Annotated in this window: 14 protein-coding genes; 4 read left to right on the forward strand and 10 right to left on the reverse strand. The window is 62.1% G+C overall.

Features of this window, described 5'->3' with window-relative positions:
* Positions 1 to 149: 149 nt before the first annotated feature.
* The gene (gene secG / locus QZ571_RS06795; protein ID WP_295532959.1) at positions 150 to 608 is read right to left on the reverse strand and encodes a preprotein translocase subunit SecG; all 459 of its coding nucleotides are present in this window, start codon (positions 606 to 608) and stop codon (positions 150 to 152) included.
* A gap of 264 nt (positions 609 to 872) precedes the next feature.
* On the opposite strand from secG, the gene QZ571_RS06800 reads away from it, so the two are divergent.
* The 3 genes from QZ571_RS06800 to QZ571_RS06810 all read left to right on the forward strand — a co-directional run bounded on the left by QZ571_RS06800 (position 873) and on the right by QZ571_RS06810 (position 3,110).
* Complete coding sequence (locus QZ571_RS06800) at positions 873 to 2,168, forward strand: adenylosuccinate synthase (RefSeq protein WP_295532960.1); 1,296 nt, start codon at positions 873 to 875, stop codon at positions 2,166 to 2,168.
* Between the two features lie 4 nt (positions 2,169 to 2,172).
* Entirely contained in the window at positions 2,173 to 2,406 is a 234-nt protein-coding gene (locus QZ571_RS06805; RefSeq protein WP_295532961.1) for a DUF2842 domain-containing protein, read from the forward strand.
* 62 nt (positions 2,407 to 2,468) lie between these two features.
* Positions 2,469 to 3,110 carry a LysE family translocator gene (locus QZ571_RS06810; protein ID WP_295532962.1) on the forward strand — a complete coding sequence of 214 codons (642 nt, stop codon included), beginning with the start codon at positions 2,469 to 2,471 and terminating at the stop codon, positions 3,108 to 3,110.
* 78 nt (positions 3,111 to 3,188) lie between these two features.
* On the opposite strand, the gene QZ571_RS06815 is transcribed toward QZ571_RS06810, so the two are convergent.
* Complete coding sequence (locus tag QZ571_RS06815; protein ID WP_295532963.1) at positions 3,189 to 6,026, reverse strand: hypothetical protein; 2,838 nt, start codon at positions 6,024 to 6,026, stop codon at positions 3,189 to 3,191.
* 141 nt (positions 6,027 to 6,167) lie between these two features.
* Between QZ571_RS06815 and QZ571_RS06820 the strand changes: the two genes are divergently transcribed.
* A complete protein-coding gene (locus QZ571_RS06820) occupies positions 6,168 to 6,827 on the forward strand; it encodes a thiamine diphosphokinase (RefSeq protein WP_295532964.1) in 660 nt (219 codons plus the stop codon).
* 15 nt (positions 6,828 to 6,842) lie between these two features.
* Here the strand turns inward: QZ571_RS06820 and QZ571_RS06825 are convergent, their stop codons facing one another.
* The 8 genes from QZ571_RS06825 to QZ571_RS06860 all read right to left on the reverse strand — a co-directional run.
* The gene (locus QZ571_RS06825) at positions 6,843 to 7,781 is read right to left on the reverse strand and encodes a LysR family transcriptional regulator (protein WP_295532965.1); all 939 of its coding nucleotides are present in this window, start codon (positions 7,779 to 7,781) and stop codon (positions 6,843 to 6,845) included.
* Positions 7,782 to 7,842: 61 nt separating this feature from the next.
* Positions 7,843 to 9,162 (reverse strand): helix-turn-helix transcriptional regulator, encoded by a 1,320-nt coding sequence (locus QZ571_RS06830; protein ID WP_295532966.1) that lies wholly within the window; start codon positions 9,160 to 9,162, stop codon positions 7,843 to 7,845.
* Between the two features lie 77 nt (positions 9,163 to 9,239).
* Positions 9,240 to 9,401, reverse strand: a complete 162-nt coding sequence (locus QZ571_RS06835; protein WP_295532967.1) for a hypothetical protein — start codon at positions 9,399 to 9,401, stop codon at positions 9,240 to 9,242.
* A 160-nt stretch (positions 9,402 to 9,561) separates the two neighbouring features.
* Positions 9,562 to 9,993, reverse strand: coding sequence for a hypothetical protein (locus QZ571_RS06840; RefSeq protein ID WP_295532968.1), 432 nt, complete (start codon positions 9,991 to 9,993; stop codon positions 9,562 to 9,564).
* Positions 9,994 to 10,125: 132 nt separating this feature from the next.
* Complete coding sequence (locus QZ571_RS06845; RefSeq protein WP_295532969.1) at positions 10,126 to 11,112, reverse strand: ABC transporter substrate-binding protein; 987 nt, start codon at positions 11,110 to 11,112, stop codon at positions 10,126 to 10,128.
* A gap of 64 nt (positions 11,113 to 11,176) precedes the next feature.
* On the reverse strand, positions 11,177 to 12,025 hold the full coding sequence (locus tag QZ571_RS06850) for an ABC transporter permease (protein ID WP_295532970.1): 849 nt from the start codon (positions 12,023 to 12,025) through the stop codon (positions 11,177 to 11,179).
* Positions 12,025 to 12,885: an ABC transporter permease gene (locus QZ571_RS06855; protein ID WP_295532971.1), complete on the reverse strand. Its 861-nt coding sequence runs from the start codon at positions 12,883 to 12,885 to the stop codon at positions 12,025 to 12,027. Before QZ571_RS06855 ends, QZ571_RS06850 begins: the two co-directional genes overlap by 1 nt.
* 36 nt (positions 12,886 to 12,921) lie before the next feature.
* The coding region (locus QZ571_RS06860; protein ID WP_295532972.1) for an ABC transporter ATP-binding protein at positions 12,922 to 13,632 on the reverse strand (711 nt) is incomplete at its 5' end.

A 13,632-nucleotide genomic window follows, 5' to 3' on the forward strand; every position in this document is an offset into this window, starting at 1 on the left:
TCTGCAAAATTCAAAGCTGCTTCCCGGCCCGAAAGGGCACAGGATCACGGGGGGCAATGCTTACACGATTCGCGACCCGCCCGCAACCGGACCGCAAAGTATTGGGCTTATATCTTGCCACCCCCCAAGAGGTAGTGGCGCAAAGACGGTTAGTTTGCAGGCGGCGGCGTCACCGGGCCGGTCGCACCATCGGTTGTGCTTTCCCCCGACGTGCCGCCCGTGGAGGCCGCTGAACCGCTCGGCGCAGGCGGCATCACAACCCCAAGAGAGCCTGCATCCGAAGCCGGATTAACGGGCGCCGCAGGGGCAGTTGCGTCACTTGCAGGCGCGGTCTGCTCAGTCGTGGGGCGATCAAGCACCGATTCGTCCTTGGCCTTCTGCGCGGCCAGCACTGTCAGCGTCACCGAGGTCGCAAGGAACCCCACGGCCAGCAGCCAGGTCAGCCGGGTCAGCGCATTGGCGGCCTGACGACCCGTCATGACACCGCCGACACCGCCGGAACTGGAACTGCCCATGCCAAGCCCACCGCCCTCAGAGCGTTGCAGCAGCACTACGCCAATCAGCAGCAGTGCGAGGATCAGATGGATTGAGAGAACGACGTTTTCCATTGAACGGGTCCGGGCCTTCCTAGTTCGACGCGCCTATCTAGGCGCAAGAGCCAAAAGTCGCAAGGCCGAGTTGCCGGTTTTTCCCAATCGGCAGCGCAAAACCCATCGCGAGCACCGCCACCGAGGGCAGAGCAGAGCGATCCGGCGACACAAATACCAGTTGTCGGGCTTACCCGCATCACAGCAAATCGCAAAACCGGGCTTTCGCTATGTTCCGCCAGCCGCTATATCTCGCGCGGTTTCATACCTGCCAAGGAGAGAGCAATGGCCAATGTCGTCGTCGTCGGCGCCCAATGGGGTGACGAGGGGAAAGGCAAGATCGTGGACTGGCTGAGCGAGCGTGCCGATATTATCGCGCGCTTTCAGGGCGGTCATAACGCGGGCCATACGCTCGTGATCGACGGCAAGGTCTATAAGCTGAACGCGCTGCCCTCGGGCGTGGTGCGCGGCGGCAAGCTATCGGTAATCGGCAATGGCGTGGTGCTGGATCCCTGGCACCTGGTCACAGAGATTGCGAAAATTCGCGAACAAGGTGTGACGATCAATCCCGAAACGCTGATGATCGCAGAAAACACGCCGCTGATTCTACCGATCCATGGTGAATTGGACCGCGCGCGTGAAGAGGCGTCTTCCAAAGGCACCAAAATCGGCACGACCGGGCGCGGCATTGGTCCGGCCTATGAGGATAAAGTCGGGCGGCGCTCGGTGCGCGTGGCTGATTTGGCCGATGAGGCGACGCTGATCGCACGTGTCGACCGGGCGTTGCAGCACCATGACCCGCTACGCAAAGGTCTGGGCATTGCGCCCGTGGATCGCGACGCGCTGATCGCGCAACTCAAGGAAATCGCGCCGGAAATCCTGCAATACGCCGCCCCCGTCTGGAAGGTGCTGGCCGAGAACCGCAAGGCCGGCAAGCGCATCTTGTTTGAGGGTGCGCAGGGCTCGTTGCTCGATATCGACTTTGGCACCTATCCGTTCGTGACCTCCTCAAACGTGGTGGCCGGTCAGGCGGCTGCGGGCACCGGCATGGGTCCGGGGGCGATCGATTTCGTCCTTGGCATCGTCAAAGCCTACACCACCCGCGTCGGCGAGGGCCCCTTCCCCACCGAGCTTGATGATGCAGACGGTCAACGGTTGGGCGAGCGGGGGCGCGAGTTCGGCACCGTCACCGGGCGCAAACGGCGTTGCGGCTGGTTTGACGCGGCGCTGGTGCGCCAGACCTGCGCGGTCTCGGGCGTGTCGGGCATTGCGCTGACCAAGCTGGACGTGCTGGACGGGTTCGAGACGCTGAAAATCTGCGTCGGCTACGATCTCGACGGCAAGCAGCTGGATTATCTACCCACGGCGGCCGATCAGCAGGCGCGCTGCACTCCGATTTATGAGGAAATCGAGGGCTGGAATGCCTCGACCGAGGGCGCGCGCAGCTGGGCCGATCTTCCCGCCGCCGCGATCAAATATGTCCGCCGGATCGAAGAGCTGATCGACTGCCCGGTTGCCATGCTCTCTACCAGCCCCGAGCGCGACGACACGATCCTCGTTACCGATCCGTTCGCGGATTGATCGGATGGCGCTAAGCTATAAGGTCCGCCGTCGCCTCTCGATGCTGGCCCTCGTGATCGGGCTGCCCGCCTATATCATCGTGGCGGTCAGCATCGTGAACTGGGCCGAGGCGCGCTGGGGTATGATGCCGTGGTGGGGCTCGGTGCTGGTCTATATCGTGCTTGGTGTGATCTGGGTTGTGCCGCTCAAGCCGATCTTTCGCGGTGTTGGCAAGGACGACCCCGACGCGCCGCAGTAAGAGCGCTTGCGCGTCGCTTTGGTCCAGCCCAAAATCACGGCAAATCCTGTGATGAGGCCCCAATGGACATGCTCGCCCCGCTTTTGACCTATAGCGCAGCCCTTGCGATTGCCGCCGCCATCCCCGGCCCCGGTGTTGCGGCATTGGTGGGCCAGTCTCTGGGCAGCAATTTGCGCAGCGCGTTTGCATTTTTGGCCGGGCTTGCCTTGGGCGATGTCACCTATCTCGCCGTGGCCGTGGCCGGACTGGCCGCGATTGCCAAGCTGTTTGCGGGCGTCTTCATCGTGATCAAATGCCTTTCGGGGCTATATCTGCTTTATATCGCCTACAGTTTCTGGACGAGCCGCGCAGGCTTGGCCAAGGTGCAAAGCACGCGCGAGCGCACCGGGTTTCGCGCTTTCGCAGCCGGGTATGCGATCACGCTGAGCAATCCCAAAACCGTCGTGTTCTATCTGGCACTGTTGCCAAGCGTGCTTGATCTGGGCCGGGTGAGTGCAACGCAATGGGCCGCGCTTTCGATCCTGACGGTGCTGATCTTGTTCGCCGTTCTCTCACCCTATGCTGTTTTGGCGAATCGCGCGCGCGCAATGATGACACGACCCGCAGCACTCGTGCGCCTCAACCGCGTGGCGGCTGGCATCATCGGGGCTGCGGGTGGGGTGATTTTGGGCGAGGCGGCGCGTCAGATTTTCCGCCGCGCCTGACCCGAAACAGAAAACGGGCGCCCCCTCAGGACCGCCCGTTTTATCAGTAACCTTAACGTCCCCGCGTGATGGCCTAACTTATTGGCCAGACGCCATTTTTGCTTCGTCATAATAGCGCGATGCGGTGGTGATCGCATATTGGCCGCGCTTAACCTTGGCGATTTTTCCCTGACGCAGCAGGCGCCCAAAGACCCGCATCCGCTCTTCGCGCGGCACTTCGGCGGTCTCGCTCATCGCGGTCAGCTTGCGCATGATTTGCGGCGGCGAGAAATGCGGGCGCCCCTCGACAGCCGAGGTATAGGCCGCAGCCGCTTCAAGGAGATCCGACAGGCCCTGCGTGCCAAGGGTTTCGGCAAATTCGGCAAAGCTCGTGGCCTGATTGGGGGCCATCGTTTCGACCTCGTCATCCAGTGCCTCTGCCAGTTGCGCGCTCGAAATGCGGCGCGGGCGGATCACATGGGTCGTGGGCGTACGTGCCCCGGCGACTTCCTCTTCCACCTCGGCCTCGCCAACATCGACGCGCTGTTCTGACACCAGAACCAGCGGTGCCGGGCGCAGCGCATCGGGGCGGCGCGCGATGCGCTCATTACCACTGCTCACCGGACGGCGCGGGCGCACGGCCTGCGTCAGATCCTCGCGATAGGGCTCGATCGCGTGCTCATCCTCAATGCTTCTGCGGGCCGTGTCTTGACCCTTTGAGATACGGTCAGCAACAGTCGCGGCCACGGCGGCCTTGAGATGCGCGATGGCCGAAAAGCGACGGCGCGTTTCCACGACCTTGGACTGTTTGTCGGCCTCTTGCATCAAGCGCGCGGTTTCATCCTCGCGCGTGTCGAAGGCTGCCTGAATGACGGGGGCCTCTGTCTCTTCGGTCTCTTCGGTCTCTGCAGACTCAGCTTCGGCAGGCTCGTCTTGGGCGCGTTCTTTCGCGTCAAACTCCGCTTCTTCCGTTTCGACCGACTCATCGTCTGCATCTTGCGCGTCCAGCTCCGCATCTTGCGTGCCAGCCACGTCTGGCTCATCCGTGTCGACCTCGGCCGTTTCCAATTCGGCTGTCTCGACCTGCGGCTCGCTGGCCTCTTCGGGGGCCTCTTGGATCGCGTTCAGTTCGGCCTCAAACTCAGCATCTTCGTCAAACGCGACCGGTTCAGCCTCGGCCTCAACGTTCTCAGCCTCGGCGACAGCGTCTTCGCGACCTTGTTCCAGGGCGAACTGTTCAAAAATGTCTTCACCCTCGTCATCGGCGTCAAGCATCGCCAGTTCACGCAGCAGATCGGCCTCTTCTTCTTCAGAGAGCGCCCCTTTCGGCGTGTCCTCGGCAGGGGATTCGGTCTGTGCAAGCGGGGCGTTGTCTTCACCCAGCTCGGCGGCAATGCGTGCAGCCAGATCGTCCTCCTGCGCAACATCCTTATGTTGAGCCGCGGCCAGCGCCTCCTCGGCCTGCGAAACTTCATTGTCGGCTTCGGGCGCGTCGCTCAGCTCTTGGGTGATGACCGGGGCGGCGTTGTGATCTGGGCGGCGCACCTTGATGACGCGGGCGCGCACGCGCTGGATCATCGAAGCGGGCGCACTGTCTGCCACGTCGTCTTGGGCTGTATCCGTATCACGCGTCTCACCTTCGACTGGGGGCACTTCGAGCGCCTCGTCACCAGCCACATCATCCTGCGCCAGATCGTCCTGCGCGTCTTGCACGGTCTCAACAGTGTCTTGCGCCCCGTCGTCAGGCGACATCGCTGCTTCGATCGGCGCGGCGTCTTCCGCTTGCGCTGCGTCCTCGATCGCCTCCGCCTCGGGGGCCGACAGATCAGACGCGGCGTCTTGATCCGCTACGTCGAACTGCGTCGCGACTTGCGCAGCGGCCGCTGCTTGCAGGGCCTGCATGCGGCGCGCCCGTTTGGCGGCGCGGCGCGAACGGCGCGCGGCACGGCGGCGAAGGGCTTCTTCATCCGCCTCACCTGCGTCGAGCGAGGTGGTATCTTCTGCATCGTCCTTACCGGCGATGTCATCCGCGTCTGCGTTATCTTCGAACTCAGCCGCAGCAGAGGCATCGACAGCCTCCTCCGCTTCGACGTTTGCCACCTCTGCGTTCGAGATTTCAGCGTCCGCTTGCATGTCCTGCTCGGGCTGAAGCGCCTCGGCAAGGGCTGCGGTGACATTGTCTTCGAGTACTACCTCGGCAGGCTCAGCCGAAGCCGGGGCAGCGTCTAGCGAGGCATCCAGCGCCTCATCAACATCAATTTCATCCGCACCAAGCGGGCCCGAAATATCCAGCGCAAAGCCGAAATCTTCGGAGTCGGCGACCGGTTCAATATCGGCATCCGCCAGCAACGCCTGAGGCATCACATCGGCATGCTCGTCTTCATCATAGGCGTCCGGGCCAGCGCTGCGGGCACGCGCCACGGCGGCACGGATACGCTGCAATTTCGCGGCCACCGATTCGGGTTCAGCCAGTGGAGCGTCGGGCGCGCCTTTGGGTGCAGGCGAAACCTCGGGGGTGGCAGTCTGTTCGGGGGCGGGATCAAGCGCAATCTCCCCCTCGGGTTCGCGCACCTCTGTCGGGGTCGCTACCAGCGCAAGCGGGGCTGCATGGTCCGGCTTAGGCGTCTCGTCTTGCTGGGGCGCGACCGGTTCAGCGGCCGGATTCTCGGCCTCGCCCACATCGTCATGCTGACGCAAAATAACGCCGTTTTTATGGATTTTCGCGTCAACTCGACGATTGATCTCGCGTTCCGCAATCCGATGCAGCATTTCTGCGTCGGGTTGCGGAGGTTCTGCTCCGAAATACCGATCTTCTGCGGCAAGATCACGGAAGTATTCCGCAATCGCCTTCATCGTGTTGAAGGTGTCGTCGAACCCTTCGAGGGTACACGAAAAAGTACCGTAGGAGACGGTCAGGATCTTGTTTGAACCAATCATGGACCACTCGCTTTCATTTGGACCTCATTGTCGCCACCATCCGCCCAAACTGGTGCTTTCCCGTGAACGAAACAGGGCATTTAAAAGGAATTTTATAGGTCTTGATTGTGTTCGCGTGCCATATTCGTCATCAATCATGCCATGTTCCACCCGATTGTAAACTCACCCTGCGGCGTAACACTCCTCGGCGCAGGCGCAGTAAAACCGCAAGATGTTGACGAAGCGTTGACAATCGCCCCCTGCCTAGTGGCGGCGGATGGCGGGGGCGATCACGCGCTTGCGCTGGGATTGCGTCCCGAGGCGGTGATCGGCGATCTCGACAGCCTGTCTCAGACGAATCGCGCCCTGTTGGGGGGGCGCGTGCACCTCATCAACGAACAAGATAGCACGGATTTCGCCAAATGCCTGCGCATGATCGAGGCGCCCTTCGTTTTGGCGCTCGCATTCACGGGGTTGCGGCTGGATCATACTTTGGCCGCGATGAGCGATGTGATCCGCAGCACGCAAATCGTGGTGATGCTGGCCGAGGCCGAGGTGATCATCCGCTGCCCCCCCCAGATTGCGCTGGATCTGGCCCCGGGCACGCGGGTCTCATTGTTTCCATTTGGCCCGGTAACGGCGCGCTCGACGGGGCTGCGCTGGCCGCTCGACGGGATCACCTTTGCGCCCGACAGCCGGGTTGGCACCTCGAACGAGGCGCTAGGCGCGGTCGAGCTGAGCGTAGAGGGATCGGCGCTATTGATGCTACCGCGTGAGAGCTTGGGCGCGGTACTGAACGCATTGGGGTTGAACGTGGGCTGACACGGCGCTGCGCATTCAGCCCGGCTCGATGCGCAAAGCCCCCTCCAACCAAGGAGCCTCTAGCAATGCCGGCGCAACCACGCGCTGCGCCAAAAGCGTGCGCAGCCTAGCGGCGACCTCGCTGGGCCAGTCGCCCAAAACCCCGTCGCGCGCCGTCAAAGTGATGCGGCGCGACAGTGGGGCACCGGGCAGCGGTTTCAGCACCAACCCCGAGCGGCGCGCGTGGCGCACTGCCGAGGGCGTCAGGATCGTCCAGCCCTGCCCCGCAGCAACCAGTGCCAAGATCGCCGGATAGCTATCAAGTTCAAGGCGATGCCCGCCCCCCACGCCCTCACGCTGCAAATGCGCCGCGATCTGGCGCCCCATCAAGGTGCGCTGCGAATAATGGATCAGCGGCAAATCCGCCCCCCCAGCCACCGGGTGCACCGCGATAAAAGGCTCGTGCAGCAGCGCGTGTATCTCGGTTGCATCGGGCGGCGGGCCTTCGGGTTGGGCGGCGACCGCCACATCCAGCCCTCGCGCCTCCAGCTTGGCCAGCAACCGATGGCTTGGCCCGGTTTCCAGCTCAAAGCGGCATTGGCGAAGGTCACTGGCCATGCCCGCCAACAACAGCGGCGTCACCTCGGATTCGAAATCCTCGATCATGCCCAATCGAAAGCTGGTCAGCCCGGCAGGATCGGCCAGCGACACCCCGGCGCGCCCGCGTGCCAGCGCATCCAGCATCGCCTCGGCATGGGGCAGAAACCCGCGCCCGGCAACCGTCAACGCAAAAGGACGCGCCGAGCGATCCACCAATTCCGCGCCCAGCGCCGTTTCCAGCGCCGCAAGCTGCTGGCTGACGGTCGGGGCCGACACACCCAACCGGCGCGCGGCAGCCGTGATCGCGCCTTCCTCGGCGGTGGCGGTAAAGACTTCGACAGCCCAAAGGCTGACGCGGGGGGGCTGGGAGGACATCGCAAGGCTCCATAAATAGAGTGACCCAAGAGTGCCGTGCCCGCCTGCCTGAAGCAAGCGATTAGCCCAGCGCCACGATCGAAGGTTCGCGCCGCCCCGGGCACTGCGCGCGCGGACAGATCCGACAGGACGCACCAATGGCGCGCGCAGGCGCAGCTATAGTGTCATCCGGGGCGGGCAAGATCAGCATCATCGCCTCGCGCAACACCGGCCCGTCAAAGCCAACTGCGCGGGTTTCGCAGATCGCGTAGGTGACGAAGCGCTGCGGCACGCGGCCTGCAACATCCACCAGCGCGCGGATCGGATGCATCGGCTGAGACAGCGCCTCATAAAGCGGCCAAAGCGGACAGGCCCCCCCAAAGCGTGGCAGCGCAAACCCCGGCGCGGCGCGGCGAAAGGTCAAGCTGCCAGAGCCATCGCACATCACCAAACCCAGTGGTGCCAGCCCCGCCAGTCCGGGGGGCAAGGTCGCAAGCCGGCGCAGCACCACGCCGATACTGACCCCGAAAGCCTGCGCCAGCGCGCCGGGATCGGCCCCCAATTCGGCCAAACCGCGCGTAATCTGATCCAACGGCAAGGCCCGAGCATCCCGCGCCACCCGCTCGAGATGCGCCAGCGCCAAGCTGCGCGCCGCAGACGAAGCCAGTTCCGGAACGCCCGAAATCAGCGCTGCCAGATCCTTGGCGCCCGCCTCGATTTCGGGGAAATGCCAATCGCGCGCCTCAAGCCACGCCTCAAGCTGTTCTTGGGGAGACGACAGGCTGGTCTCGGATTCTTCCATCTCATCGAGATATCCGACCAACGCCTCGGCCGCGCTTGAAAGGCGCAGGCTTTCCGACTGAATTGTGGCCAGAAAACGCGCCTGCCATTTGGGTTCGATATCCTCAGTTTCCACCAAGATCGCGGCGCTGGAGCGCAACCCGGTCAGCGCCGAGAGCACCTCATGCAGCGAGGTCGCCAGAAACGGGTCTTGCGCCATGCGTTCGGCATAGCCTTCCAACACGCGCTCGAGGCTGCTGAGTCGCGTTTGCCGCGATGCCAATAGCCCCGCCCAGCCGGGAAAGCGGCCCACGAATTCTTCGATCCGCTCCAGATCGGGGGCGGAAAACGGGCCAGCGCCCTCGGCCTCAACGGCGGCAACCGCCTCGCGCAGACCATCGAAAAGCGCGTTGTCAGCCCCCTCCGAAAGCGCCAGCGGGTCAACGCCCATCGCACGTGAGATACGCTCTATCAAAGCGTCGCTCACGCGGCGGCGGTTGTGTTCGATGAGATTGAGATAGGCTGCGGAAATGCCCGCAGCGCGCGCCAAATCTGCCTGCTTCAGACCCAAAGATGTGCGGCGTTCGCGAATTCGCGTGCCGGTCAGTGCTGATTTGGCCATCGTGCCTCCTGCGCCCAGATTTACAGCTAGACGCAGGAGATACAAAGCATTTTACAAAGCGTTTACAGCATTCGCCATTACATCGGGTTTTCGATCGTGGCGCGCATATTGGGCACGTTCGCAGCGCTTTGCTCATCGTTGCTCATCTTGCCTTGCATGTCGGCACAACCGGCCAGCGCGCTAAGTGCGACAGCGGCAAGCAGCGCCAGAACCGGTTTGTTTGTGAAGGTTTTTTGCATGATCTGTCTCCTGTCAATCGGGCTGGACCGTCCATGCCCTTTAAGTGAACCGCATAGTTCATTATGATGAGCCATGCTTTGATCTCGATCAACAGATTTCGACACGTTCCGGGGAGGTTACCCCACGTCTCACGTCACGTTCCCAAGGCGTGAACGCGCGTCACTCAAAGGCGCGAAAGCGCACGCCATAGATCAGGGCCCGATTAGAACAGGCATCCATCGCATCCATCAACCACACCCGGTCCGGCCCCGGAAACGCCGCGAGATGACGGCCCAACAAAGCCTCGCTTTGCGCAATATTGCCCGCCAGATCACCGCCGAAATCGCGCAAGCGCTGCAACCAGAAGCCGCGCGCCTCATCCAGATAGCCGCCAAAGCTGCCACCGGGGGCGACCTGACGCACCACCGTGAGACAATAGCCTGCCTCAATCGCTTGGGTGGGGGTTTCGAAAACATAGCCTGCGGGCGCTGCGAATTGGCTTTTCCACGTCATCCAGAACAGCGCCACCAACACCAATGACCCGATCAGCGCATATACACCATTGCGCAGCCCAAGACTGTGGTGCCGCCCAAACCGTGCAGAATCTGCCATAGCCCTGCCTTCCTAAGCCCTTCACATCCCATCAAAGCACCAAGGCCTTAACAACCCGTTCAAACCCGCAGCAAAAAGCCCCCCGGATCGCTCCGGAGGGCTGTCATTGCCGAGCAAAAGCGTGGCCCGAGCTTATTTCAAACCGGCCGCATCGGTGACCGCATGGGTCCACGCGCCTTCGGGTTGCTTGGTGATAACCGGATCCGAACCGCCCTCCAGCAACACTTTGACCGTGCGCTCATAATCGGCCGGGTCGAGCACGCCGTCAGTACCTTCGGTCAGCTTGGCGACCTCTTTCATCATGCCTTCCTGATGCTCGATGGTCTGCGCGCCGGTTTCGTCGTTATCCAGCACGATTTTCGCGGCTTCCTCGGGATGCTCTTCGGCGTATTTCCAGCCCTCCATCGAGGCTTTTACGAATTTCGCCATTTTCTCTACGAAGGCCGGGTCCTTGAGCTTGTCTTCCATCACGTAAAGACCGTCTTCAAGCGTCGCCACGCCTTCATCTTCGTATTTGAAGGTCACCAGCTGGTCGGGTTTAATCCCCGCTTCGAGCACCTGAAGATACTCGTTATAGGTCATGGTCGAAATGCAAGCCGCCTGCTTTTGCAGCAGCGGATCGACGTTGAAGCCCTGTTTGAGCACCGTCACACCCTTGTCTCCGCCATCGGTCGGGATGCCCAAATGCGACATCCAGCTTAGGAACGGGTATTCATTTCCAAAGAACCACACGCCCAAAGTATGGCCGGGGAAATCGGCGGGAGTCTTGATGCCGCTTTCCTTCAGACAGGTCAGCATCATGCCCGATTTCTTATAAGGCTGGGCGATATTGACCAGCGCCAGACCCTTTTCGCGCGCCGCGAGTGCGGCCGGCATCCAGTCGACGATGACATCGGCACCACCGCCTGCGATCACCTGCTCGGGGCCGATATCAGGGCCGCCCGGCTTGATCGTGACATCAAGGCCCGCATCGCTGTAAAATCCTTTGTCCTGAGCCACATAATAGCCCGCGAACTGCGCCTGCGTGACCCATTTGAGCTGCAGTGTTACATCTTCATTGGCCCAGGCCGCGCTTGCCATGACTAGGCTTGCACTTACCCCCGCGATCAGTTTTTTCATCGTCTCTCTCCACTGTTGGCCCCGGATCTTTGCCCGGGATTTTTATATTTCTCAGGCGCGCTGCCTAAGCTCGGGCCCGTTGCGACGGGTGCCAGAACGTCACCAGCTTTTCGAGAAGCGCCACCACCCCATAAAAGCCCGAGCCCGCGAGGGCCGCAACGGTAATCTCCGACCAGACGAGCGGCAAATCAAGCTGCCCCACGGCGGTCGATATCCGAAAGCCCATCCCGCGGGTTGGACTGCCGAAAAATTCAGCAACAATCGCCCCGATCAGCGCCAGCGTCGTCGCGATCTTGAGGCCGTTGAACAAAAACGGCATTGCCGCAGGCAGGCGCAGTTTGATCAACCCTTGCCAGTAGCTGGCCGAATAGGTCGCCATCAAATCGCGTTGCAAATGATCGGTCGCGGCAAGCCCCGCGACCATGTTCACCAGCACCGGGAAGAACACCATTACCACGACAACGGCGGCCTTGGACTGCCAGTCAAACCCGAACCACATGACAAGGATCGGCGCGACCCCCACGATCGGCAAAGCGGCCACGAAATTGCCAATCGGCAAAAGCCCGCGCTGCAAATAGGGCGAGCGATCAATCAACACCGCCACCACGATCGCCGCGCCGCAGCCCATCACATAGCCAGACAGCGCCCCCTTCAAGATCGTCTGCACGAAATCCTCGCGCAGGATCGGGCCCGATTGCGCGAAAGTCTGCGCGATCTGGCTGGGCGCGGGCAAGATCACCGGGCTGATACCAAGGCCCAAAACCAGACCTTCCCAGACCAGCAACACCGTGATCCCGAACAGCGCCGGAATGGCAAATTGCGCCCAGCGCTGATGTCCATAGCGCCGCGCCATCCACGCATTGGCACCCCAAGCGCACAGCCAGAAGAGTATCGCGAAAATCGCCCAACCCATTACGCCATCCCCATCCGTTTAAGGGTGATCCGCTCGATCACGCCCACGATCCCGACCAGAATTGCTGCCAGCGCGGCGGCTGTAAACAGCGCCGACCAGATTTGCACCGTCTGCCCGTAATAGCTGCCCGAAAGCAGCCGCGCGCCAAGACCTCGGGTGGCACCCGCAGGCAATTCGGCCACGATGGTGCCCACAAGGCTCGCGGCCACCCCCACTTTGAGCGAGGCAAACAGATAGGGCATCGACGAGGGCATCCGCAGCTTGCGCAACGTCTCGCCCTGACTGGCATTATAGGTCTTGAGCAGATCCAGCTGCATGCTGTCAGGCGCGCGCAAGCCCTTCACCATGCCTACCAACACCGGGAAAAAGCTGAGATACGCCGCGATCAGCGCTTTGGGCAGCAACCCGGTCACGCCAAGGCTCGCCAGCACCACGATCACCATCGGCGCAATCGCAAGGATCGGCACGGTCTGGCTGGCAATCGCCCAAGGCATCACCGACAGATCCATCGCGCGGCTATGGGTGATCCCCACCGCCAGCACGATCCCCAGCCCAGTGCCCAGCGCAAAGCCCAAAAGCGTCGCTGAAAGCGTGATCCAGCCATGATAGACAAGGCTGCGCTTGGAGGTGATGGCTTGACCTGCAAGCCCCTGCCAGAGCCCTTGCGCCACCTGATGGGGCGCGGGCAAAACGGGGCGTTTCTGGTGCATCGTATCGCTCAGAAGCTGCGAGACCGTCACGCTCTCGCCCGCCCGCGCGGCTTGGTCATAGGTCCATTTCGCGTTTAGCGCGACCGAGCCAGCATACCAAAGCAGCACAATCGCGGCGAGAACGGTGAGGATGGGGGCAATCGACTTCATGCGCGCGCCCCCTGCCCGACCTGTTGGATGATCGCATCACTCATCATAAGCATGCCCCGCGCGCAGCCCTTCGCGCACCCGATGCGCGACTTGCAGGAATTCCTCGCTGTCGCGAATATCCAGCGGACGCGCGGAGCGGGGCAGCGGGCTGTCGATCACCTCGTAGATTTGGCCCGGACGGGGCGACATCACCACGATCTTGGTGCTCAGATAGACCGCCTCGGGGATCGAATGGGTCACGAAACCGATGGTTTTTTGCGTACGCTCCCACAGCTTGAGCAGCTCTTCATTCAGCTTGTCACGCACGATCTCATCGAGCGCGCCAAAGGGTTCGTCCATCAGCAAGATATCGGCGTCAAAGGCCAGCGCGCGCGCAATGCTGGCGCGTTGCTGCATCCCGCCCGACAGCTGCCACGGGAACTTCTTGCCAAAGCCGTCAAGATCGACCAACGATAGCACTTTTTCAACACGTTCGACCTGCTCGGCCTTGGAAAACCCCATGATTTCCAGCGGCAGGCGCACATTTCCTGCAATTGTGCGCCACGGATACAAACCCGCTGCCTGAAATACATAGCCGTAAGATCGCTCCTTACGGGCCTCCTCGGCGCTCATGCCATTGACGCTCAGCGTGCCACCCGTGGGGGTTTCCAGCGCCGCGATGCAGCGCAGGAAAGTGGTCTTGCCACAGCCCGATGGGCCGATGAAACTGACGAACTCGCCGCGCTCAATATCAAGGTTGATATCCTT

The organism is uncultured Thioclava sp. (assembly GCF_913064665.1).
Lineage (GTDB): Bacteria > Pseudomonadota > Alphaproteobacteria > Rhodobacterales > Rhodobacteraceae > Thioclava > Thioclava arctica.